Consider the following 23,674-nt stretch of genomic DNA (forward strand, 5'->3'; position numbering starts at 1 on the left):
GGACTATCCTTTACATTCTATATTAAATTCTAATATCTGGAAAAAATGACAAAGACCTATCACATACACGGAATGAGTTGCAAAGGCTGCCAAAACCACGTTCAACAAACGTTGTCTAAGGTAAGTGGCGTCATTCAGGCAGACATAGATTTGTCAAATGCTCAAGCAATTCTCGAAACCGAAAAACCTATCAAAATTGGGGTTTATCAGGCTGCTTTAGCCGAAGCCGGTGGGGATTATACCATTCACGAACAAGGTAAAGCGCCCAAAATTAAGGAGGATTCTATAAAATCAAAGTCAGAAACCAAATCTAAAGCAGCGGCAGGTGAAGGAGTATATTATTGCCCTATGCACTGCGAAGGAGATAAAACCTACGATAAACCTGGAGATTGCCCAGTTTGCGGTATGGACTTAGTGCAGGAAAAAACCGCAGGAGCTACAGCGCACACTACCTACACTTGCCCTATGCACCCTGAGATTAAAGAAGATGAGCCGGGTAGTTGTAGTATTTGTGGAATGGATTTAGTTCCTGTTGAACCGGATCTTTCGGCTGAGGAAAAGTCGTATAAAAAAATGCTGAATAAATTTTGGATTGCGCTCGGTTTTACGCTTCCCATATTTATAATCGCTATGAGTGAAATGCTCAATGACAATCCTTTGTATAAGTTGATGGCTCAGGAATATTGGAATTGGGTTCAGTTTATTTTATCACTACCTGTGGTTTTTTATGCAACCTGGATGTTTTTTGAACGCGCGTGGAGATCAGTAAAAACGTGGAATCTCAATATGTTTACACTTATAGGAATCGGAGCTGGAGTTGCCTGGCTTTTTAGTGTATTTGGTATGCTTGTTCCCGATTTTTTTCCGCAGCAGTTTAAGACAGACTCAGATACTGTTCACGTTTATTTTGAAGCTGCAACTGTAATTCTCACTTTGGTTTTAATGGGTCAAGTTTTAGAAGCCAGAGCACATAGTAAAACCAATTCTGCGGTAAAAGAATTGCTTAAGTTGGCACCTAATAAAGCATTAAAAATCGTAGACGGGAATGAGCAGCAGGTATCAATAGATGAGATTGAGAAGAATGATATTTTACGCGTAAAGCCGGGAGACAGAATACCTGTTGATGGTATTATTACAGAAGGCGAGAGCGCTATAGATGAATCGATGATTACTGGAGAACCTATTCCGGTTAATAAAAAAGAGGGCGACACGGTAAGCAGCGGAACCATAAATGGAAAGCAATCTTTTCTAATGAAAGCCGAAAAGGTAGGTGGAGAAACATTGTTATCTCAAATCATCGAGATGGTTAATAAAGCCAGCCGCAGTCAAGCGCCCATTCAGAAGTTAGCTGATAAAATATCTGGATATTTTGTTCCTGTAGTTGTAGGCATTTCTGTACTCACTTTTATTCTTTGGGTAATTTTTGGTCCAGAGCCAGTTTATGTTTATGCATTAGTAAATGCAATTGCAGTTCTCATTATTGCTTGCCCATGCGCATTGGGTTTAGCCACTCCTATGTCTGTAATGGTAGGTGTAGGTAAAGGTGCGCAAAACGGTGTGCTGATCAAAAATGCCGAAGCACTAGAAAAAATGGATAAAATTAATGTGCTCATTGTTGATAAAACAGGAACGCTAACCGAAGGAAAACCATCTGTTGAAGCAATTCATTCGTATGGAGATTTTACAGAAGAAGCACTCTTAGAATACATTTCTGCACTTAATAATTTAAGTGAGCACCCTCTTGCCGAAGCTACTGTACGCTACGCTCAAGAGCAAGGTGTTTCTATTTCTAAAATAGAAAATTTTAATTCGGTTACCGGAAAAGGGGTTACTGGTAATTTTGAGAATAAAAAATTAGCATTAGGTAATGAAAAAATGATGGAAGAAGCTGGCGCAAGCATAACAGATGAATTGCGCGCGGCTTCAATAAAGCATCAAGAGCAGGGCAAAACTGTATCCTTTCTATCGGTAAATAAGGAAGGGGTAGGTTTTGTAGTAATCGCTGATAAAATTAAAAAATCAAGTAAAAAAGCTATACAGGCTCTACAGGCAAAAGGTATTGCTGTAATAATGCTTACCGGCGATAATCAAAATACAGCAAAGTCGGTAGCAAACTCCCTTAATCTAGAGGATTATAAAGCAGGAATGCTGCCTGAAGATAAGCAGGATGAGATTGTGCGTTTGCAAAATGAAGGAAAGTTCGTTGCTATGGCAGGAGACGGGATTAATGATGCTCCAGCACTGGCACAAAGTAATGTAGGTATTGCAATGGGAACAGGTACAGATGTTGCAATAGAAAGTGCAGCAATAACACTGGTGCAGGGCGATTTACATGGCATTGTAAAAGCTCATAACCTGAGTGTTGCTGTTATGAGAAATATTAAGCAGAATTTATTTTTTGCTCTTATATATAATTCTATTGGTGTGCCTATCGCCGCGGGAGTATTGTATCCGTTTTTTGGGATTCTATTGTCGCCTATGATTGCTGCACTTGCTATGAGTTTTAGTTCGGTCTCTGTAATTGCAAATGCATTGCGCCTACGGAATAAATCTCTAGACTAATATCAGGAGGTAGAAAATTTAATATTTCCGAAGAAATAAAATAAAATTATGAATAAATCTATTCTTTACATTTTAATAGCCGGGGCAGTAGGCTTGGGATTGGGTTACTTGTTGTTTACAAATAGCGATAATCAAGAATCCATTTCTGCGGAAGTTGGTCATGAACATACCGCTAGTGATGCTGCAGAACTGTATACGTGTTCTATGCATCCGCAAATTATTAGAGAAGAGCCTGGTGACTGTCCTATATGTGGAATGGATCTCGTTAAAAAGGAAACGGAATCTTCGGGATTGAAAGCAAATCAATTTACAATGACCAAAAATGCAATAGCATTAGCGGGAGTGCAAACTTTAATCATTGGCAGCAAAACTAACACTGGTACAAATACAACTACTTTGTCTGGCAGGATTGCAATAAATGAGAATGCAACGGCAACGCAACCAGCCCATTTTAATGGTAGAATAGAAAGTTTAGCTATTCGTTCTCTGGGGCAGGAGGTCTCTAAAGGACAACGAATTGCAACTATTTATTCACCAGAATTAGTTGCGGCGCAGCAAGAGTTAATCACAGCTGCAAAAATGAAAGCGACACAGCCAAAGTTATACAGTGCCGTACGTAGTAAATTTAATAACCTTAAAATTCACGGTCAATTACTTGATCAAATAGAGCAATCTGGTGAAGTGGTAACACGTTTCCCAATTTATTCTCACGTATCTGGTGTAGTGACTGAAATTGCCGTAAATGAGGGAGATCATATTATGGACGGGAAAGCTATTTTTAAGGTAAGTAATCTAGCTACTATTTGGGCTGAATTTGATGTTTATGAACGTCAAATCGATCAATTTAAAGAAGGGATGTTACTTTCTATAGAAACAAATGCATATCCTAATCGCAGTTTTGAAGGAGAGATATCATTTATTGATCCTATTCTCAATACGCAGACTCGTACTGTTACTATACGAGTTATACTTAATAATAAAGAAGGCCTTTTTAAACCGGGAATGTTTGTATCTGCACGTGTAGATAGCTCGCCAGGCACGTCCAATTCTGAATTAAGTATACCTGCTTCAGCAGTAATGTGGACGGGAGAGCGATCGCTGGTTTATGTTAAACCGAATCCCAAAGAAACAGTTTTTGAGATGCGAGAAGTTCGATTAGGACAAAAAGCAGGAGGAAATTATACCATTGTCTCCGGATTATCTGTAGGTGAAGAGATTGTAATCAATGGAACATTCACGGTTGATGCTGCCGCTCAGTTAGGCGGAAAAAAATCAATGATGAATTCTGGTATTAAAGATGAACAGCTGAAATCTAAGGAAATCAAGATTGTTTTTTCTGAAGCTAATGAAGCAGCTTTAAATAATACAATAACCGGGTATTTAAAATTAACAGAAGCCTTTGTAGAATCTAACCCTAAACGGGTTTCTGAATCTGCAACAGATTTAAAATCCTCCTTTAATAAAGTTAATTTGGAAACACTTCCGAATTCTGCGAAGATGCAAGTAACCAAAATTACAAAGATGCTCAATGCAATTATAAATGCAAAAACGATTGCCAGTCAACGAGAAAATTTTGTGATTCTTAATGAAAATATGGCTGCGATAGTAAATAATCTTAATAATTTAAAACCTGCATTATATTTGCAGCGATGTCCAATGGCAAATAATAGTGAAGGAGCGGTTTGGCTTAGTACTTCAGAAAAAATTATAAATCCATATTATACAGATACGATGCGTAATTGCGGGAGTGTGATTTCAAAATTTGGTACATAACGAACACTAATAAATGATCGAAAGTATTTATTTTTTTTATTATAACTATTTGATTATTAATAGGTTTTGATTTCATAATGTGTTTTGAACATAGTATTAAATAATGTCCTAAGGACTCAATTAAATAATAAGATTGTATTTTACCCCCATTATGTTAAATTACGGTCAATTTTAAATGTAAACTAGAGTTAAAAGCTGCGACTAAAAGCAGGATTTTATGACAAAGAAAATATACAGTACGATTACAGGTACAGGAAATTACATTCCTGAAAGACGCATAAAGAATAGTGATTTTTTAAATCATGAGTTTTATGAATCCAATGGAAATCCGGTTGCAAGAGACAATAATTATATAATTGAAAAATTTGAGGAAATCACGACTATTGCCGAAAGGCGATACGTAACTGATGATTTAGTAGCATCTGATATTGCATATTTCGCAGCAAAAGAGGCTATTGAGGATGCAGGGATAGATGCTGAGACTTTAGATTATATAATCGTTGCACACAATTTTGGAGATGTAAAACATGGATCAAATCGTAGTGATATGGTTCCTGCACTTGCAGCACGAGTAAAATATAAGCTTAAGATAGAAAACCCTGAGTGTGTGGCCTATGATTTACCTTTTGGGTGTCCTGGATGGTTACAGGGAATGATTCAGGCAGATTATTTTATAAAATCTGGAGATGCAAAAAAAATTCTGGTAATAGGTACTGAAACCATTTCTAGAATTATTGATGCACATGATAGAGATAGTATGATCTACGCAGATGGTGCTGGTGCAACTATTGTAGAAGCTTTTGAGAGTGAATCTCCAGTGGGGATATTAGCTCATAAAACACGTTCTGATACTTATAGATATGCAGAAATGCTTACTATGGGTTGCTCTTATAATAAAACCGATACCAACAAAGACGATCTGTATTTAAAAATGAATGGTCGCAGATTGTATCAATATGCTTTAGAGACTGTTCCTACTTCTATAAAAGCCTGCTTAGATAAAGCAGGGAAAGACATTAGTGATGTAAATAAAGTACTTATACATCAGGCAAATGGTAAAATGGATGATGCTATAATCGAAAGATTATATAAACTGTACGGAGTTGATGAAGTTCCTGAAAAAGTGATGCCTATGATTATATCTTGGTTGGGCAATTCATCTGTAGCTACAGTTCCAACGTTATTAGATCTTATTTTAAAAGCTAAAGTTGAGGGGCATACAATCAATCCTGGAGATTGTATTGTTTTTGCATCTGTTGGTGCCGGTATGAATATTAATGCCGTAGTTTATAATTATTAGTTATAAATATACTTATATTATAAAGCACCGCTAACGGTGCTTTTTTTATGGACTCAAAATTGAGCATTTTAAAAGCTCGAAATAATCCAAATATGATAATTAAAAATTATTATAAGGAATACGATACTTAAGGATTTCTTAAAATTTAACACCGCGTTAAATTCATATCTATAGATATTGTAATTTTGATTCATTCTCAACTAGTTTATTATTTTTAATAATAAATCAGGTATTTAAAAGAAACTAACTACTCAAAATAACTTTGTGACTATAGATACAACTACCCAAAATGCAAAGCACGTAATTGTTGGTATAGGTGCTAGTGCAGGCGGACTTCAGGCACTTAACGAGTTTTTTGATAATGTTCCCACATCTTCTTTGTACACATTTATTGTGGTGCAACATCTGTCTCCAGACCATAAAAGTTTGATGGCAGAATTATTAAGTAAAAACACTAAAATTCCAATACGAATTATTAAGGATGGTGCAGAAATACAGGCAAATAGTATTTATTTAATACCACCTACTAAAAATCTTATTATAGAAGAGCGTCGTTTTAAGCTACTAGCAAAACCTACAGATAAGACTTTAAATCTCCCTATTGATTTATTTTTTGAATCGATGGCTGAGACTGCAAGTGATTTATGTGCGGGTATTATTTTAAGCGGAACAGGAAGTGATGGTTCGCGAGGAATACGTTCTATAAAAGAAAAAGGGGGCGTAGTAATGGTTCAACAACCAGAGCAGGCAAAATTTGATGGTATGCCACGCAATGCAATAAAAACCGGATTGGTTGATTATGTTGTTCCTGTAGAGCGTATGAGCGATGAATTGTCAAATTATTTTGAAGCGCAGAGTAATTTAGATTTTGATGCGGGATCTTATCAGTACGATGAAAACTTATTAAAAGATATTTTAACGGTATTAAAAATACATACAGATCTCGATTTCAGTTTATATAAACGCCCCACACTTTTAAGAAGGATAGGACGACGCGTACGTGTTTTAAAATTAAATTCATTAGAAGCTTACTACACGTATTTAAAAAACAACAGAAAAGAGGTTGAGGTATTATATAAAGAGTTTCTTATAGGAGTTACTAAATTCTTTAGAGACCAGCGTGTTTGGGAAATTTTAGAGAATGAAGTCATTCCTAAAATGGTGGCAGAAAAACCTAATGGCGAAGTTATTAAGGTTTGGGATGTAGGATGTAGTACGGGAGAAGAACCGTTTTCATTAGGGATTTTAATATTAGATGAAATAGATAAACAAGGTAAAGATCTTAGTCTTAAAATTTTTGCTACAGATATTTCAAGCGATCACCTGGAAATTGCCGGAAGAAGTAAATACTCAAAAAATGCACTTGGCGATATTTCAGAGGCTCGAATTGCTAAGTATTTTATAAAAGAAGAAGAGAATTATACCGTTAAAGATTCTCTTAGAAAGTCGGTAATCTACTCCAATCACAATATAACAAACGACCCACCATTCAAAAATATGGATATGGTGATGTGTCGTAACCTACTTATATACTTACAAAGCAGTGTACAGGCGAAAGTTATTCATATTTTGCACTATGCACTTAAAGAAAGTGGAGTATTAACACTAGGTACAAGTGAATCGTTAGGCGAGCACGCAGATTCATTTGAAGATATTAATAGAAAGTGGAATATCTATAGAAATCTAGAAGCCCCTTTGCGGTTAAGAACTGAAATACTAAGCTCTTCCGCAGAACGTAACGCATTTAAAAGTCAAATAGCAGATTTGAAAAAATCAAGTAGCAAAAAAAGTATGTCAGCAGATTATTTACGTACCGAGATAAGTACTGCTATTTTACAACAATACGGTGCGGCTAGTATTTATATAAACGCAGATTTCAAAATTATTGAGGCAATGGGTGCATTTAATTTGTATGCCCAGTTGCCCAGTGAAGGTTTTACGACAGATCTTATGAGTATGATTGCTCCTGAACTTTCTGTGGTTGTACGTAATGCAGTGCGTAAAGCTGCGCGTAAGCAAAAAACCGTTTTTTACAAAGAGGTAGAATTAATAGATGATGACGGGAATTTAAATGCGGTAATTGATGTCCTGGTAAAACCTGTTGAATCTGGAAAGACAGAGATTTTTAATTTTATTGTAACCTTCATTAAGCAAGACAAGAGCAGCCTTAAAGGTGTGGTTGTAGAGCGTGCAGATATAACAAAAAGTGCTCAGGAACGTATTGCTAGTCTTGAGGAAGAATTAAAAGAAACCCAGTACGAATTAAGTAATGCCTTAGAAGAAGCAGAAACAAGTAACGAAGAATTACAGGCTTCTAACGAAGAATTATTAGCCTCTAATGAAGAGTTACAAAGTACTAATGAAGAGTTGCAAAGTGTAAATGAAGAGTTGCACTCGATCAATGCAGAGCATATTGAAAAGATGGAAGATCTGGCTATGCTTAATGCTGATATGGATAACCTTCTTGATAGCACGCGTATAGGTACTGTGTTCCTGGATCAAAATCTAATAATCCGAAAATTTACTCCGGCAATTCGGGAGCATTTTCATTTGATGAAGCACGATATTGGGCGACCTATTGAGAATTTTGTTTCTAGTTTTAGTATTTCTAATGAGCGTACGCTAGCAGATAATGCTCGAAATGTGATGAAATCGGGAACCGTCTTTGAAAAACGAATCATTAGTAAATCGGGTAGACATTTCATAAAAAGAATTTCTCCATTTATTAATCACGGCGAAAAAATTGAAGGGGTGGTAATCTCATTTATTGATATTACTAAAATTGAAAAATCACAAGCAAAACTGCGTAAGAGCGAGGAAAAATTTAAAGCCTTTTATGAAGATGATCCTGTAATGCACGTAAGCCTGAATGCAGATACAGGCTTAATTACAGAGTGCAATAAGTTATTTATTAATACCCTTGGTTTTGAGAAGAAAAGTCAAGTTATAGGTTCTTCCATTTTTGATTACTATTCAAATGAAAGTAAGTTAAAAGGAATACGTATTCATAAAAAGCTCAAAGAGGAAGGTAGAGTTTCTACAGAAGAACTTACTCTTGAGAATTTAAATGGAGAGCGTATAGAAATTATATTTAATGCTGATGCGCTAAGCAACTTTGATGAGAGTGAAACCCTTTATCGCTGTACGCTTATGGAAGTTACAGAGCTTAAACAGACTCAGGCCGAACTTATGCGTCAAAAAGAAGATCTGGTACGTACAAACACAGACTTAGAGCAATTTGTATCAATTTGTTCTCATGATCTTCAAGAACCTTTAGCTACTATACGTTTTAGTAGTGATTTTATATTGAAAAAGTATAGTGAAAATCTTAATGAAAAGGGTATAGAGTACCTAGGTTATATTCATGAAGCTTCCGGTAGAATGGCGGAACAAATTAAAGCACTCTTAGAACACAGTAGAATAGGTGAAGACTTAAAGAAAACTCGTGTTGATGTAAATGAATTGCTTGAAGTTGTAAAATATGATTTAAATAAAAGTATTCGGGAGGCAGATGCCACAGTTAGTATTGGGAAAATGCCTAAAGTTATGGCTTATGAGACCGAGTTGCGACTGCTGTTTCAGAACTTGATAAGTAACGCGCTTAAATACCGAAAGAAAGATGGGAAACCCAGTATTCGGATTTCCACATTTGCTGATGAAGAATATCAAACATTCGCTATAACCGATAACGGGATCGGAATCAAAGAAGATGATCTAGAAAGTATATTTAAGATTTTTGGAAGAGTTCCTACTGAAGAACGCTATGAAGGCACTGGTGTAGGACTTGCCCACTGTAAGAAAATTGTTAAGCTTCACGATGGTCATATTTGGGTTGATTCACAATTTGGCGATGGAAGTACTTTTTATTTTAAAATAAAACTTTAGTATGAAAGAAGGTTCATCAGAATTATATCCTGAAGATTTAAAGCTTATCGATTGTGATAAAGAACCTATACATATAATAGGCAAAATACAAAGCCACGGATACTTACTGGTTTGTGATGCTACTACATTAGAAATAACCTATTGTAGTGAAAATATAGACACCTTATTTAATAAATCTATTAGTGAGTTACTAGGTTCTTCACTAGAATCTCTTTTTGAAGACCACCTTATTAATGATTTAAAAAATGCGACAGATCACGTAAAGCTTTCTCCGGTACGCCTGCATTTAAACAATGAAGATATTTTATTAATTGCCCATAAAACAGGTAATTATATCTTGTTGGAGTTTGAGAACTTTCAAGAGTCGCAAAACGCTTTTGATTATCAAATTCAGCTCTCAGAAGTTGTTACGAGACTCAGCGAGCAAAATAACGAGCAGCAAATGTGTGATGTTGCGGCAGATCTTATTAAGAAACTCTACGATTATAACCGAGTTATGATCTATAAGTTTGATGAGAACTGGGATGGCATTGTTATTTCTGAAGCTCGCGATCAGGGAATGGAAACCTGGTTGGGTCTGAGGTACCCGGCAAGTGATATTCCTAAACAAGCTCGCGATCTATTTTTAAAGCAAGGTGTACGCATCATTTCAGATGTAAATGAAGCCCCTGTATCTATTTTAGCACATCAGGGTGTAGAGCGCAATAATCCTGTAGATTTAACTTTAAGTGAGCTTAGAGGTACCTCACCTATTCATATAGAGTACTTGCAAAATATGAATGTAGGTGCATCACTCACTGCGGCAATTATTTTTAAGGGTACGCTTTGGGGATTAATAGCTTGTCATCATTATACGCCTAAGTTTGTTAACTATTACGAGCGTCAATCTTGTAAGTTTTTAACGCAGGTGTTCTCGAGTCAACTTTTATTATCAACTACAAATACATTACTTGAGAAGGTGAACGAGTCTGCAAATTTGCGTAATACGCTAATGAAGCAGATAAGTGAAAATTGGGATATTAGTGAAGGCTTAGTTAAAGGTGATGTAAATCTTCTCGATCTTAATGATGCCAGTGGGGCCGCTTTATACATAGATGATATTGTATATCGTCTGGGAGATGCTCCAGAAGAACGAGACATCCTTAAATTCATTTTAGAGATTAAAAAGCGCTCAACTCAAAATTTATTTCAGTCAAACGAGTTTATCTTAGAATCTGACGGGGATCAGGAGTTAATTAGAAAGGCTTCTGGCGTATTGTGTGTTTTTATTTCAAAATTTAAAAATGACTGTCTAATTTGGTTTAAACCAGAAAAGAAAAGCACAGTAAATTGGGCAGGGAACCCAGATAAGTCATTCACTAATGAGAAAAACTTTAGAATTTCGCCACGTAAGTCTTTTGAAATGTGGTCTGTTTCTCAAGAGAAGAAATCTGAACCCTGGCAGGATTATGAGGTAGAAGCTGCAAGCGTACTGCGTCAAAATATTTCTGAAATAATTTTAAAGAAGTACGAGGAAGTAAAAACCTTAAATAATAAACTTACTATTGCCTACGAAGATTTAGAAACCTTCAGCTATAGTGTTGCACACGATTTAAGAGCCCCGTTAAGAGGGATAGATGGTTTTACACAGATTCTTAAAGAAGATTATTATGAAGAGTTAGATGACTTTGGTAAATCTGCTATTGAGACTATTTTAGATTCAGCCAGTAACATGAATCAGCTTATTGATAATATTTTAGAATTTTCAAAAGTAACCCAATATGAAACCGAACGGGCACCATTTGATCTCGCGAAAATTACAAATGACATCCTAGATTTCTTAAATGTTAAGCTGAACCATCCTAAGCTTAAGATTACTATTGACGCTAATATGCCAATGCTTAACGGGGATGCAAAAATGGTTACTCAGTTAATGCAGAATCTGCTTACAAATGCAATTAAATACACGGGAAAATCTGAGAATCCGCATATTGAAGTGGGCTCTACTTTATTAAATGGAGATCTGTTTTACTATGTTAAAGATAATGGGATAGGATTTGACCAAAAGCACGAGCATCGCATATTTAAACTCTTTAATCGCTTAGTAGGTGAGGAGTATGAGGGTTCTGGTATAGGCCTGGCCATAGTGGCTCGTATTGTTAAAAAACATTCTGGAATTATTACTGTAAAGAGTGCGGTTAATGAAGGAAGTACTTTTTTCTTTAATTTAGGATAAAATTTATATTAGGTGTATTCAAATCACATTCTTTCTATAGAAGACAACCAACGAGATGTAGCGTTAATGAAACGCATATTTAAGAAGCATATTCCAGAATATAATCTGATGCACATTTGCGATGGGGAAGAGGCTATAAGTTATTTAGAAAGTGAAAGTTTTAAATTAGCATTACCCAAATTAATTTTACTTGATATTAAAATACCGAAATTAGATGGACTTGAGATTTTAAAAAGATTTAGGGCTTACAAGGAATATTTAAATATTCCTGTCGTTATTTTCTCATCTTCAGATTTAAAAAAAGATATTAAAGAAGCGTATGAAATAGGTGCAAATAGTTTTTTAGAAAAGCCTAAAAGCTATTTAGAATTAAGCAAAACCTTACCTGTTTTAATAGAATATTGGATTGTATATAACAAATAAGATGATTAAAGAACCTTTACAGATTTTAATGGTTGAAGACAATCCTAGTGATAGCACTTTGATCAAAAGAGAAATTTCAAAAATTGCTGAAAACGCTACTATTTCAGTATGTAATAATTTGCGAGATTTTAAATTGGCTTTATCTAATTTAAAGCCAGACCTTATTCTATCTGATTATAATCTACCTACCTGTACCGGGTTAGATGTATTAGAGTTAGCGCAGGAGGTAGCTCCATCTGTTACATTTATATTTATTACGGGCACTATCAATGATGAAGAGCTTGCAGCAGATACTATTCTCAATGGTGCTTCTGGCTACATCTTGAAGAAAAATATAAGTACCTTGCACAAGCGTATTGAGCCTTATCTAAAAGCGATAAGTAACAACGGACCTTATATAAATCCAGTACGCAAACGTATTTTGGAGAGTAAAAAGTTAGTAAGTGATATCGAGCTTTTTTTAGAAAATTTTTCCAGAGAAAATATGTCTCATCGAGACGGAATGAACAAAATACAGGAAGACTTAAAACGCCTTAAATTAGGATATGATTTTACAACATTTAAAGACAAGAACGGCGACGCTTCATAAAGAAACAGAAGCTGATAACCTTGCAAAATATATACTGGATCATAGTATAACATTAGATCAATATAAGGCGCTATTATCTAAAAATTACCAGGCTTATTATACGCTTTCTGAATTATTAAAGCAATTTTCGGGCAGTATGCCTGATTCTTTAAGAGACTTTGCAGATTCAAAAAAAGCCGAAGCATTAGAAAAAGATTTAAAACAACTAGGTGCATCCTTGCCCTCAAAACTTAATGAATCTTTACCTAATGAAATAAACTATCCTTTTCTCCTGGGAATGCTTTACGTTGCAGAAGGCTCAATGATGGGAGGCCTTTTAATTAGAAAAAATCTAGAGAATTGTGTGGGGATCAACACTATTGAAACACATCACTTTTTTGGAAAATCTGCACCAGATGTTATGAATAGGTGGAAGGCCTTTACTGAAGCTGTAAACGAAAAGACCTATACAGATTCAGAAATTGATGAAGCAGTAGATGGAGCTCACTTTGCTTTTGAAATTTTTCAAAAGTCATATTAAGTTAATTTTGAACAGCTAAGCATAACCGATTTATTATTCTCCAGTGTGGTGAAAAATAAATAGGTATCTCCACCGTCGAGTACTTTAAATTTAGATCGTAATGCAGGAGCACTTTCTTTAAAATTACGAGTCGTTATATGTGCTTTTTTATTTTTTAGAAGCTTGCTGATTTCTTTTTTTGAATAAGGTACAGTAGCGTTAATTTTAAACACTCTCCCCGGAAATTCAATTTTTTTATCAGAAGTATATAAATGTGAATTTGGAGCAAGTTTTTCTAGATGGTAATGAGCACTTATCCAGTTAAAAATTCCTAATTTTAATAAAGCAGCATTAGGCTCATACAAATACATTGATGGCTCGGCATAAGCGGAAAATGATTCGTTTTGTGCTTCAATATTAAGCGTTACCGGAGTAGCATAATCACTATCCAGATTTACCGCTACTAGTTTTATTGATTGTTGTGCACTGTCTTTCTTAAGAACCCAAAGTAATTCTTTCACTTCATTCTTAACGGCTACAACGTGAATTTCAGCTACATAATTAAGCTCCTTTAATCCGGCAGTTATGTCCAGCAACGGACTGGTTTTTAACACTATAGTATCCGTTTTTTTAAATAATAATTCCAGGTTATCAGGTATATTAGGCTCACAATCTTTCAGCATAAATACTTTGCCTTTGCTGGTAGATCGTCGTGAGGGATCTGCATAAATCAAATCGTAAAATGCATCTGTTTTTTCCAAATACTTTAGACTATCTGATGTGACAACACTTATATTTCCTGCTCCTAACGAGTTATAATTATGCGCAGCAATAGTTGCAAGTTCTTCATTAATCTCGCAGTGGGTTACTTGTTTGAAATTTTTACTTAAAAAATAATCATCAATCCCGAAACCGCCTGTAAGATCTATTGCTTTTGATCCTGTAAATAAACTTGATTTATATGCAGCAGTAGCTTCTGATGAGGTTTGCTCTAGATTAAGTTTAGGAGGAAAATAAATCCCTGAATTAGAAAACCACGATGGTAGTTTATTTTGTGCTTTTTGGAACCCAATAAGCTGCTGAGCCAGTTCCTGAATTGTTACATCAGAAAACGGACTCCCCTTAAGAATCAATCTTGAAATATCTTCATTTAGGTTTGAATGAATAAAATCTACAACATCTTTATCAAAAAGTCGGTAGTTCAAGTATTAAAGGTTTTTAGTAAGTTTTTGAACGATTTTATATTCAGATAAGAATTCTTGTGCGACCACTTTAATTGCCGTGTAAGTAGGGATTGCTATTACCATTCCTAATATTCCAAATAATAAACCGGCAATAATAATAACAAGAAATATCTCTAAGGGATGCGATTTTACACTATTTCCAAAAATCAACGGTTGGTTTATGAAATTGTCAATAAGCTGAGCAATACAATATCCTATAAAAATATAAATCATTTTGGGAAGGATAACGGTTTCAAAATCTGCGGTAAAATACCCGCTAATTACTAATAACATCATTACACCACACCCTATTACCGGTCCTATATATGGAACCACATTAAGCATTGCACAAAAAAGAGCTATCGCGAAAGCATTCGGTATTTGAAAACTAAAAAGTAAAATGGAATAGATTACAAAGAGAATTAGAAGTTGTAGAAGAATCCCAATAAAGTACCTACTCAATAAATGTTTTGTTTTATGAAAGACGTGTTTAAATTTATTTTCTTCTCCTTTATTTGCAAATACGAGAAAACTATCTAAAAGTAATCTGCTGTCTTTCAGTAAAAAGAAGGAAATAAAAGTTACCGATAGTAAGCCTACTACTAGAGAACTAAAATTTCCGAGGATGCTATTGATAAATGTTGGTATCACTGAAATATCAAAATTTTTGATAAAATCAGATTGTTTCAATCCTTCTATTAACGTAACCTGATCTACACCCAGCGAACGGCTAAACTCCACGTTGAGGCGGTTTATATTGTGCTGAACTTCTTCAAAATTTATTTTACTTATGTGTTCACTCTGATCGATAAGTATAGGAACAAAAATGGCTATGATCCCTACAATAATACCCATAACGATGAGAAGCGTGGTTATTGCTGCTCCCACATCACCAAATTTGAGTCGTGTTTTTAAGAAGGTTACTATGGGTCTTCCTATTAGCGAAACAACTGCAGCTATAGCTATAAACATTATTACAGCCTGCACCTTGTATAAGAACCAAAGAATTAATATGATTCCGCCTAGTATACCTAGCGCTCTAAGAATACCATATGCAATTATTTTAGATTTATCTTCCATTAAAGGGCATTGTTAATAAGGTTGTAAGCTGCAATTGCTGCGGCTTGAGCTACATTCATACTACTGTTTTTACCATGCATGGGTATAAAGATGGTATCGTTTAATTTGTCTAAAACCTCTTGCGAAATCCCGTTGCGTTCATTTCCAAGAACCAATGCAATCTTGGTGATTTCTTCCGTTTTATAAGCTGTAAGTGGTAAACTCGTATTAGTAAGTTCGAGACCTATCAGTTTATAATTGGTGGCAACTAATTTTTCTATGAGTGCTTGAGTATCTAGAGTCTGCGTATAAGGTACGTACATTTCTGTAGACCGCGCAGTTCTTTTAAATCTAGAACTTTCAAAATTAATTTTACTATTGCAAAAATACACGTGATAAATTCCTAATGCATCGGCAAGCCGCATTAAACCTCCTGCATTTGCCGGACTGGTTATGCCATCACAAACCAGAACTAAATGAAAAGTATTAGGTTCTATTTGTGTGTTGTCGTGCGATAACTGTTTAGTTTTCAAAAACGTACTTTATAATATTCGCACCCATTTTTAATGCTTTTTCGTGAACTGCAGGAGGATCATTGTGTACTTCAGGATTTTCCCATCCATCTCCTAAATCGCTTTCTAACGTATATAATAATACCAGTCTATTTTCTCTAAAAATACCTAAAGCAAGAGGCCTTGTGCCATCGTGTTCGTGTATTTTAGGTAATCCCTTTTCAAATGTATAGGCCGTTGAAAAAAGTGGATGAGATGCGGGTAATTCTATTAATTCTTCCTCTGGAAATAATCTTTTTAGCTGCGGTCTCAAATATTCATCGATACCGTAATTATCATCGATATGTAAAAATCCACCTCCATTTAAATAATTGCGGAGATTAACTAGAGCTTCATCAGAAAAGAAAACATTGCCGTGGCCGGTCATATGCACAAATGGAAATTGCATAATACCAGTATCTGTGGCAAGAACAGTTGCAACTTTTGTATCGAGCTGTGTATAGATGTTTTTATTACAAAACTTTACCAGATTAGGCAGGGACGTAGGATTTGAGTACCAGTCGCCACCTCCTTCATACTGAAGCACAGCAATTTGCTGAGCCTGTGAAGCGAGAAAAACTAAGCAAGTAATGATTGTTGTGAGTACTCTTTTATTCACGTAATATGAATTATTATAATCAACGAAATTAAAGATTTTATATACAAATGCCTATTTTCTAATCTCTTCATTGAGTATATTTTAATTTAATCATTTTATCAGTTCAAGTGCTGATGAATTCGCTGAAATTGAAAAAAATAATGAGCCCTGAAGCAAAGCTTCAGGGCTCATTATTTTTTTTATAAACGTATGTGAAAATAAAACTCACATATAGTTAAGCATTTTCTATTTGTTTCAGAGGGATTTGATGCTTTAAGAGATCTTCAAATGTCTCACGTTCTCTTATTAAATGTGCTTCTCCATCCATAAATAATACTTCAGCAGGACGATATCGAGAATTATAATTACTTGCCATACTGTAGCAGTATGCACCTGCATTACTAAATGCTAATATATCATCTTCGGCAATTTCAGGGATTCTTCGGTTTGTCGCAAAAGTATCTGTCTCACAAATATATCCTACTACCGAATAGAAGCGTTCGCGTCCTAAGGGGTTTGAAATATTATGAATCTCATGTTGACTTCCATAAAGCATAGGGCGTATTAAGTGGTTAAAGCCACTATCTACCTGAGCAAATACTGTAGAAGTAGTTTGCTTAATAACATTTACGTTTACTAAGAATTTGCCGGCTTCACTTACTAAAAACTTTCCGGGTTCAAAAACAAGAGTAAGCGGTTTCCCATACGCCTTTGCAAATTCGTTAAACCGAGTCGATAGCTTATCGCCAAGTTCTTCAATATCGGTCTCAATATCTCCAGGCTTATAAGGTACTTTAAAACCACTTCCAAAGTCTAAAAACTCAAGGTCTTTGAAATCTTTGGCCGTATCAAAAAGAATTTCTGCAGCGTGTAAGAATACATCTATATCGAGAATATCACTTCCCGTATGCATATGAATACCGTTGATATTCATCTTTGTGTTTTCAACTATTCGTAGCAGATGCGGAATCTGGTGAATACTTATTCCAAATTTACTGTCTATATGACCTACAGAAATATTAGAATTTCCTCCAGCCATAACGTGAGGGTTGATACGTATACAAACAGGAGTTTTTGGGTGCTTGGTACCAAATTGTTCGAGAATAGATAAATTATCTATATTAATCTGTACCCCCATTTTAGCAACCTCTTCTAACTCATTAAGAGAAACACCATTAGGAGTAAACATAATTTTTGAAGGATCTACGCCTGCTGCAAGACCTAAACGTACTTCTTGGATACTTACCGTGTCAAGACCGGCACCAAAACCGTGAATAAGTTGAAGTATTGCCATATTAGAAAGGGCTTTAACCGCATAATTAATACGCAATTCTTTTACCTTTTTAAATGCACCCGTTAATCTGTTGTATTGTGATTCTATTTTAGCAGCATCATAAACATATATCGGGCTACCGTATTCTTTAGCAATTGCTAGAAGATTTTGATTGGTCATAACTGTAAGACTTTAAACGTGCAAATCTAATATAGAATATCTACTTAAGCACCTAACAAGTTCAAAAATTGATCAATCTGTTAGAGAAATAGTAAAAAATTAATTTTTGAACAGTAATTAGTTATTTTCACGATAAAAAGAAGTGATATGACAACGACATTAGCAATGTTTCCATTGGAGATGGTCGTCTTTCCAGAAGAACGATTGGCTTTACATATTTTTGAAGACAGGTATCAACAACTTGTAAATGACTGCGAACAATACGAGATAACCTTTGGCATACCAGCCTATATAGAGAAAACTCTAGCATACGGTACCGAAGTTAAACTTGTAAAAGTCGATAAAAAATATTCAAGCGGTGCTAGTGATGTGGTTTGTGAGGGTATACGCGTTTTTAAAATTTTAGATTTTCAACCTACTCTTTCAGATAGACTTTACGCTGGTGCAGAAGTACAGTTTCTAGATGATATTAAAAATGGTACGACAAATCAAAAATTACTTTTTATTAAATTAGTTCTACGTCTTTATGAAGCACTACAAGTAGAAGCGCCGGTATTTCTAGCAGACGAAGTGACCAGTTTTAGTTTTGCGCATAAATTAGGTCTTTCGATAGAGCAGGAGCTAAAGCTTATTAAAATGGAAAACGAAGCTGATCGTTATATTTATCTAATAGATCATTTATCTGCTACCATACCTATGGTTGAAGAGATAAATCGTACACGCAGACTTATAGAACTCAACGGTCATTTTAAAAACTTTAATCCTTTAGATTTTACAGACTATACACTAGGTGATATAGAATAGTTTATTAAGGTTGAAATCCCAACTATTTTACTAGTAGGGTTTGCCTTAAAATACTTATTTTTGCTCTGCAAAATTCAAATACATAGAAACGCCTGATTATGAATCTACACGAATATCAAGGAAAAGAAATACTAAATAGTTTTGGAGTGCGCATACAGCGCGGTAAAGTTGCAAGTAGTCCGGCGGAAGCTGTTGAAGCTGCAAAAAAACTTACTGAAGAAACAGGTACCGGATGGCATGTAATTAAAGCTCAGGTACACGCCGGTGGTAGAGGAAAAGGTGGTGGTGTAAAACTTGCCAAGAATTTACAAGAAGTAGAAAAAATTGCTGGAGATATTATCGGAATGAATCTGATTACTCCACAGACATCTGCTGAAGGTAAACTGGTACATCAAATTTTAGTTGCTGAAGATGTTTATTATCCTGGAGACAGTGAGCCAGAAGAATATTATATGTCTGTTTTATTAAACAGAGGTACTGGTAAAAATATGATTATGTATTCTACCGAAGGTGGAATGGATATTGAAGAAGTAGCAGAAAAAACGCCACATCTTATATATACTGAAGAAGTAGATCCTGCTGCAGGGTTATTACCTTTTCAGGCAAGACGTATTGCTTTTAACCTTGGTTTAAGTGGAACGGCTTTCAAGGAAATGACAAAATTTGTTACAGCTCTTTATAAAGCATACTCAGATTCAGATTCATCTCTATTTGAAATCAACCCAGTATTAAAAACAAGTGATGATAAAATTTTAGCTGTTGATGCTAAAGTGTCTTTAGATGATAATGCACTTTACCGTCATAAAGATTATGCAGCTATGCGTGATACTCGCGAAGAAAACCCTGTTGAAGTTGAAGCAAAAGAAGTAGGCCTTAACTACGTAGATCTTGACGGAAACGTAGGATGTATGGTAAATGGAGCTGGTCTTGCAATGGCAACTATGGATTTAATTAAGCAAGCTGGTGGTGAACCTGCAAACTTTTTAGATGTAGGTGGTACTGCAGATGCAGAGCGTGTTGAAACTGCATTTAAACTTATTCTTAAAGATCCTAATGTAAAGGCTATTCTTGTAAACATTTTTGGAGGAATCGTTCGTTGTGACCGCGTTGCTCAAGGTATTGTAGATGCTTATAAAAATATGGGAACTATTAACGTGCCTATTATTGTACGTCTTCAAGGAACAAATGCTGATATCGCAAAAGAATTAATAGACAACAGTGGTCTAGACGTTCAAAGTGCAATCCAATTTCAGGAAGCAGCAGATAAAGTACAAAAAGTACTTGCTAATTTATAGTCTTAGTTCAACTAGGATATTTAAAGGCTCTCAATTAGGAGAGCCTTTTTTTTTGGAATTTACAGTAGTGAGTAAGTTAAATTGCGACACATTACATAAAAGGATATAAATGAAGTTAATAACCTGTTAAAATAGATTGTGGGTGTAACGATTAGAACTTTCAAGCGTCTTTTAAGTATCAATCAATATATAAGTATAATAGGTAAATTGAAGAAATAAGTTTATCTATGATTTTCGTTTAGTTAGGGGAAAGAGCTCAACTGTTAAGTTGGGCTTTTTCTTTGGAAAAAATATACAGATCACTGATGATCAGTCACTTGAAAAGTTAAAAATCTGTTAAGTAAATAGACTTAGTGTAACAGTTTTTTAAGCCATTCGTCTTTATAATACATCAATCAAAAATCAAATATTATGAAGACAATCAAAATTTTTATGCTCGCATTTGCGATTTGCAGTTCAGCAATCTTAACAGCCAATTCTGTGGATCCTACAGAACCCACTAGTAAAACTACTAGTAAAGAAGTGAAGGCTTCTATGAATAAGCAATTAGTGGATTTATTGAGTAATTCACGTTTTAAAGTGGCTCAGGAGACTACTGTAAACATTGCCTTTACTGTAAATTCTGAAAATGAAATTGTAGTGCTTAATGTGAAAACAGATAACGCTGCAATTAAGAATTCAATACAAAATACATTGAATTACAAAGAACTAAAGGCAAAGGCTATTAAGGGGCAAACTTACTTTCTCCCCCTACGATTAGTTGTTACAGACTAATTAGTTGGTTTGTTTATAAAACCGGTTTTATACCGGTTTTTTTTATGCTTTATTTTCTGGGATGATAGGTATTCATAACTTCTGTGAGATGTGTTCGGTCTAGATGCATATAAATTTCTGTAGTCGTTATGCTTTCGTGTCCCAGCATTAATTGTATAGCCCGTAAATCTGCACCATTTTGTAATAGATGTGTCGCGAATGAATGTCTAAAGGTATGCGGACTAATTGTTTTTTGAATCCCCGCTTTTTTAGTATTCTGTTTTACAATGGTAAATATCATCGCACGTGTTAATTGTGCTCCACGTCTGTTTAAGAATAGTATGTTTTTGAATAGTGGTTTTGGATTTTCATGAATGCGTATTTCATCTCTATATATTTTAATATAGTGTTGGGTGATTGGAGCGATAGGTACAAATCGTTGTTTATCTCCTTTCCCCGTAACTAAAATATATCCTTCTTCAAAAAAGAGATCAGACAATTTGAGATTAAGTAGCTCAGAAACCCGTAATCCGCAACCGTATAAAGTTTCTATAATGGCGCGATTGCGTTCACCTTGAGGCGAACTTAAATCGATGGCTTCAATAATAGAATTTACTTCTTCTTCAGATAAGGTGTCTGGTAATTTGCGTCCTACTTTAGGTGATTCGATTAAATCTGTCGGGTTATCCTTGCGGTAATCTTCAAAAACTAGGTAATCAAAAAAACCTTTTAGGCCAGAAATCAATCGGGATTGTGAAGTAGCATTGAGATCTTTAGCTGCGTTGTATATAAACTGCTGAATAAGTTCTTGACTAATAGTTACAGGAGAGCATTGAGAATTAGTACCAGCTACCCAATTTATTAATTTCTGAATATCATATATATAATTAATAATGCTATTTTCTGATAAACCGCGCTCTAATCTTAAATAAGCTTGATAATCTTTTAATGTTTTTTGCCAATTCATCAATAAACAATGTGGTTTTGGGAATATTTTAAAATTTAATTATAACTCCGTTAATAATCTTTGAAACAGATTGAAATTAGCTTTGCTTCAAATCTAAAACTTATAATTATGAAAAAATTATTTATTGCAGCGATACTTTTTGTCTCAGGTTCTACCGCTTTAATGGCGCAAAGTGAATTAGCTTTTGGTATAAAAGGTGGCGTAAACTTTGCTAACTTCACTGGTGATGGGGGAGATGGCTTTGACGATGATAATGCAAGAACATCTTTTAATATTGGTGCTCTTGTAGAAATACCGGTAACTGAAAGATTTGCTATACAACCAGAAGTATTTTACTCTGGACAAGGTTTTGATCTTGTGCAAAGAGATGATGAGCAGGATACAGAATTTCAATTGAACTATATTAATGTTCCTGTATTAGCAAAATTATATCTAGTTAAGGGATTGTATGTGGAGGCAGGACCTCAAATAGGATTTCTTGTAGATAGTCAATTAGATGGTCCTAATGGTAGTGTAGATATCGATGAAGATAACTTTAATGATATCGACTTTGGTGGTGCCGTAGGTCTAGGTTACAAATTTGATGGAGGTCTTTATCTTAACGGACGTTATACTCAAGGTTTTTCTGACGTTTACGATAATGGAGACAACGTAGATACAGAGGCTCTTGATGCTAAGAACGGCGTTTTTTCTGCATCAATTGGTTTTATCTTTAACTAGAAATCAAAATATATAGATGAGAGCACCCCACTGGGGTGCTTTTTTTTCTACAAATACTAAATCTGACTATTTTTAATTAACACATTTTAACAATTAAAAAATACTTTCAAAAAGAGGCAATAAATTGCAAGATTATAGATTTCAAAGAGTTGCAGTGGTATTTTATGCGGAATAATTTGTGGTAAAAATGGTAAACAGCAGAGATTCAAAACGTTTAGTTTTAGAATGAAAAGGTATTCCCAATTGGCAATTATTTAGATAATATTAAAGAAGTGTTAGCATTCGTTAACCCTTACAGAATATAGCTTTGCAGAGAATTATAAACAACAAACAATTTATGAAAAAGCTAATTTTAATTGCAAGTATTATTGCTTTAGGAACTACTACAGCTAAAGCTCAAGAGTCATTTCAATTTGGAGTAAAAGGTGGTGTTAACTTCGCAAATATTGCTGGAGATGATTCAAACGATCCAGATTCAAGAACAGCATTTTATGCAGGTTTAGTAGCAGAATTTCCTATTGCTGAAAACTTCTCTATACAACCAGAGGTTATTTATTCTGCACAAGGAGCAACTATCGCTACAATCGATCAGGATAATATTTTTGATATTGATGACAACACAGAATACCAATTAGATTACATTCAAGTACCATTATTAGCTAAAATATATTTAGTAGACGGTCTAAGCTTACAAGCAGGTCCTTCTTTTAACTTCTTAGTTAATGAAGAAATCGATTATGAACCAACAAACAATGGTGGAGATATAAACATTGTTGACGGTGCTAATGATTTTGAATTTGGTACTGCAGCAGGTTTAGAATACAAATTTGACAACGGTCTTTTTATTCAAGGTCGTTACACAAGAGGTTTTACAAAAATCTACGATGATGTAAAAGCTTATAACTACGCTATCCAAGCAGGTGTAGGTTTTGTATTTTAATCATACTAAACAAACCAATCAACCAACTAAAACCTCGCTTCGCGAGGTTTTTTTTTGCTTTGATT

General features: G+C 34.8%; 19 protein-coding genes. 13 read left to right on the plus strand and 6 right to left on the minus strand.

Translation table 11 applies throughout. The features are described 5' to 3' along the window. The first annotated feature begins 45 nt into the window (after positions 1–45). From ABVM53_RS12325 to ABVM53_RS12360, 8 genes are all read left to right on the plus strand, one after another. Positions 46–2,562 carry a heavy metal translocating P-type ATPase gene (locus ABVM53_RS12325; RefSeq protein ID WP_405326476.1) on the plus strand — a complete coding sequence of 839 codons (2,517 nt, stop codon included), beginning with the start codon at positions 46–48 and terminating at the stop codon, positions 2,560–2,562. Between the two features lie 48 nt (positions 2,563–2,610). After that, complete coding sequence (locus ABVM53_RS12330) at positions 2,611–4,335, plus strand: efflux RND transporter periplasmic adaptor subunit (protein ID WP_405326479.1); 1,725 nt, start codon at positions 2,611–2,613, stop codon at positions 4,333–4,335. A gap of 217 nt (positions 4,336–4,552) precedes the next feature. Beyond that, complete coding sequence (locus ABVM53_RS12335; RefSeq protein WP_371456188.1) at positions 4,553–5,635, plus strand: 3-oxoacyl-ACP synthase III family protein; 1,083 nt, start codon at positions 4,553–4,555, stop codon at positions 5,633–5,635. Between the two features lie 264 nt (positions 5,636–5,899). Continuing rightward, positions 5,900–9,520 carry a chemotaxis protein CheB gene (locus ABVM53_RS12340; protein ID WP_405326483.1) on the plus strand — a complete coding sequence of 1,207 codons (3,621 nt, stop codon included), beginning with the start codon at positions 5,900–5,902 and terminating at the stop codon, positions 9,518–9,520. Position 9,521: 1 nt separating this feature from the next. After that, complete coding sequence (locus ABVM53_RS12345) at positions 9,522–11,735, plus strand: ATP-binding protein (protein ID WP_405326486.1); 2,214 nt, start codon at positions 9,522–9,524, stop codon at positions 11,733–11,735. 12 nt (positions 11,736–11,747) lie between these two features. Then, positions 11,748–12,158 (plus strand): response regulator, encoded by a 411-nt coding sequence (locus ABVM53_RS12350; protein WP_405326489.1) that lies wholly within the window; start codon positions 11,748–11,750, stop codon positions 12,156–12,158. Position 12,159: 1 nt separating this feature from the next. After that, positions 12,160–12,747, plus strand: coding sequence for a response regulator (locus ABVM53_RS12355; protein WP_405326492.1), 588 nt, complete (start codon positions 12,160–12,162; stop codon positions 12,745–12,747). After that, a complete protein-coding gene (locus tag ABVM53_RS12360; protein ID WP_405326494.1) occupies positions 12,704–13,267 on the plus strand; it encodes a biliverdin-producing heme oxygenase in 564 nt (187 codons plus the stop codon). Before ABVM53_RS12355 ends, ABVM53_RS12360 begins: the two co-directional genes overlap by 44 nt. Here the strand turns inward: ABVM53_RS12360 and ABVM53_RS12365 are convergent. From ABVM53_RS12365 to lysA, 5 genes are all read right to left on the minus strand, one after another. Next, positions 13,264–14,451, minus strand: coding sequence for a class I SAM-dependent methyltransferase (locus ABVM53_RS12365; protein ID WP_405326497.1), 1,188 nt, complete (start codon positions 14,449–14,451; stop codon positions 13,264–13,266). The two genes, ABVM53_RS12360 and ABVM53_RS12365, sit on opposite strands and share 4 nt — an antisense overlap. A 3-nt stretch (positions 14,452–14,454) precedes the next feature. Then, on the minus strand, positions 14,455–15,549 hold the full coding sequence (locus tag ABVM53_RS12370; RefSeq protein ID WP_128757334.1) for an AI-2E family transporter: 1,095 nt from the start codon (positions 15,547–15,549) through the stop codon (positions 14,455–14,457). Beyond that, on the minus strand, positions 15,549–16,061 hold the full coding sequence (locus ABVM53_RS12375; protein WP_405326499.1) for a TrmH family RNA methyltransferase: 513 nt from the start codon (positions 16,059–16,061) through the stop codon (positions 15,549–15,551). Before ABVM53_RS12375 ends, ABVM53_RS12370 begins: the two co-directional genes overlap by 1 nt. Further along, the gene (locus ABVM53_RS12380; RefSeq protein ID WP_405326502.1) at positions 16,051–16,698 is read right to left on the minus strand and encodes a DUF4159 domain-containing protein; all 648 of its coding nucleotides are present in this window, start codon (positions 16,696–16,698) and stop codon (positions 16,051–16,053) included. Before ABVM53_RS12380 ends, ABVM53_RS12375 begins: the two co-directional genes overlap by 11 nt. Before the next feature lie 214 nt (positions 16,699–16,912). After that, a complete protein-coding gene (gene lysA / locus ABVM53_RS12385; protein WP_128757331.1) occupies positions 16,913–18,130 on the minus strand; it encodes a diaminopimelate decarboxylase in 1,218 nt (405 codons plus the stop codon). 147 nt (positions 18,131–18,277) lie between these two features. Between lysA and ABVM53_RS12390 the strand changes: the two genes are divergently transcribed. From ABVM53_RS12390 to ABVM53_RS12400, 3 genes are all read left to right on the plus strand, one after another. Next, the gene (locus ABVM53_RS12390; protein WP_371456198.1) at positions 18,278–18,934 is read left to right on the plus strand and encodes an LON peptidase substrate-binding domain-containing protein; all 657 of its coding nucleotides are present in this window, start codon (positions 18,278–18,280) and stop codon (positions 18,932–18,934) included. 98 nt (positions 18,935–19,032) lie between these two features. Beyond that, positions 19,033–20,229 (plus strand): ADP-forming succinate--CoA ligase subunit beta, encoded by a 1,197-nt coding sequence (sucC, locus tag ABVM53_RS12395; protein WP_128757329.1) that lies wholly within the window; start codon positions 19,033–19,035, stop codon positions 20,227–20,229. Positions 20,230–20,640: 411 nt separating this feature from the next. Beyond that, positions 20,641–21,003, plus strand: coding sequence for a hypothetical protein (locus ABVM53_RS12400; protein WP_405326507.1), 363 nt, complete (start codon positions 20,641–20,643; stop codon positions 21,001–21,003). 49 nt (positions 21,004–21,052) lie between these two features. Here the strand turns inward: ABVM53_RS12400 and ABVM53_RS12405 are convergent, their stop codons facing one another. Further along, positions 21,053–21,949, minus strand: a complete 897-nt coding sequence (locus ABVM53_RS12405; RefSeq protein WP_405326510.1) for a site-specific tyrosine recombinase — start codon at positions 21,947–21,949, stop codon at positions 21,053–21,055. Between the two features lie 108 nt (positions 21,950–22,057). Here ABVM53_RS12405 and ABVM53_RS12410 point away from each other — a divergent pair, with 108 nt between their 5' ends. After that, complete coding sequence (locus tag ABVM53_RS12410) at positions 22,058–22,669, plus strand: porin family protein (protein ID WP_371456202.1); 612 nt, start codon at positions 22,058–22,060, stop codon at positions 22,667–22,669. Positions 22,670–23,006: 337 nt separating this feature from the next. Then, complete coding sequence (locus ABVM53_RS12415; RefSeq protein WP_128757325.1) at positions 23,007–23,609, plus strand: porin family protein; 603 nt, start codon at positions 23,007–23,009, stop codon at positions 23,607–23,609. The last annotated feature ends 65 nt before the right edge of the window (positions 23,610–23,674 follow it).

It is taken from the genome of Leeuwenhoekiella sp. LLG6367-2.1 (assembly GCF_045055775.1).
GTDB lineage: Bacteria > Bacteroidota > Bacteroidia > Flavobacteriales > Flavobacteriaceae > Leeuwenhoekiella > Leeuwenhoekiella aequorea.

Excerpts from the sequence above, each read along its gene's own strand:
- ABVM53_RS12355 (WP_405326492.1), top strand. The coding sequence starts at position 12,160 with ATGATTAAAGAACCTTTACAGATTTTAATGGTTGAAGACAATCCTAGT.
- ABVM53_RS12410 (WP_371456202.1), top strand. The coding sequence starts at position 22,058 with ATGAAAAAATTATTTATTGCAGCGATACTTTTTGTCTCAGGTTCTACC.
- ABVM53_RS12335 (WP_371456188.1), top strand. The coding sequence starts at position 4,553 with ATGACAAAGAAAATATACAGTACGATTACAGGTACAGGAAATTACATT.
- ABVM53_RS12325 (WP_405326476.1), top strand. The coding sequence starts at position 46 with ATGACAAAGACCTATCACATACACGGAATGAGTTGCAAAGGCTGCCAA.
- ABVM53_RS12390 (WP_371456198.1), top strand. The coding sequence starts at position 18,278 with ATGACAACGACATTAGCAATGTTTCCATTGGAGATGGTCGTCTTTCCA.
- ABVM53_RS12405 (WP_405326510.1), bottom strand. The coding sequence starts at position 21,949 with ATGAATTGGCAAAAAACATTAAAAGATTATCAAGCTTATTTAAGATTA.
- ABVM53_RS12345 (WP_405326486.1), top strand. The coding sequence starts at position 9,522 with ATGAAAGAAGGTTCATCAGAATTATATCCTGAAGATTTAAAGCTTATC.
- ABVM53_RS12360 (WP_405326494.1), top strand. The coding sequence starts at position 12,704 with ATGATTTTACAACATTTAAAGACAAGAACGGCGACGCTTCATAAAGAA.
- sucC (WP_128757329.1), top strand. The coding sequence starts at position 19,033 with ATGAATCTACACGAATATCAAGGAAAAGAAATACTAAATAGTTTTGGA.
- ABVM53_RS12330 (WP_405326479.1), top strand. The coding sequence starts at position 2,611 with ATGAATAAATCTATTCTTTACATTTTAATAGCCGGGGCAGTAGGCTTG.
- ABVM53_RS12400 (WP_405326507.1), top strand. The coding sequence starts at position 20,641 with ATGAAGACAATCAAAATTTTTATGCTCGCATTTGCGATTTGCAGTTCA.
- ABVM53_RS12370 (WP_128757334.1), bottom strand. The coding sequence starts at position 15,549 with ATGGAAGATAAATCTAAAATAATTGCATATGGTATTCTTAGAGCGCTA.
- lysA (WP_128757331.1), bottom strand. The coding sequence starts at position 18,130 with ATGACCAATCAAAATCTTCTAGCAATTGCTAAAGAATACGGTAGCCCG.
- ABVM53_RS12415 (WP_128757325.1), top strand. The coding sequence starts at position 23,007 with ATGAAAAAGCTAATTTTAATTGCAAGTATTATTGCTTTAGGAACTACT.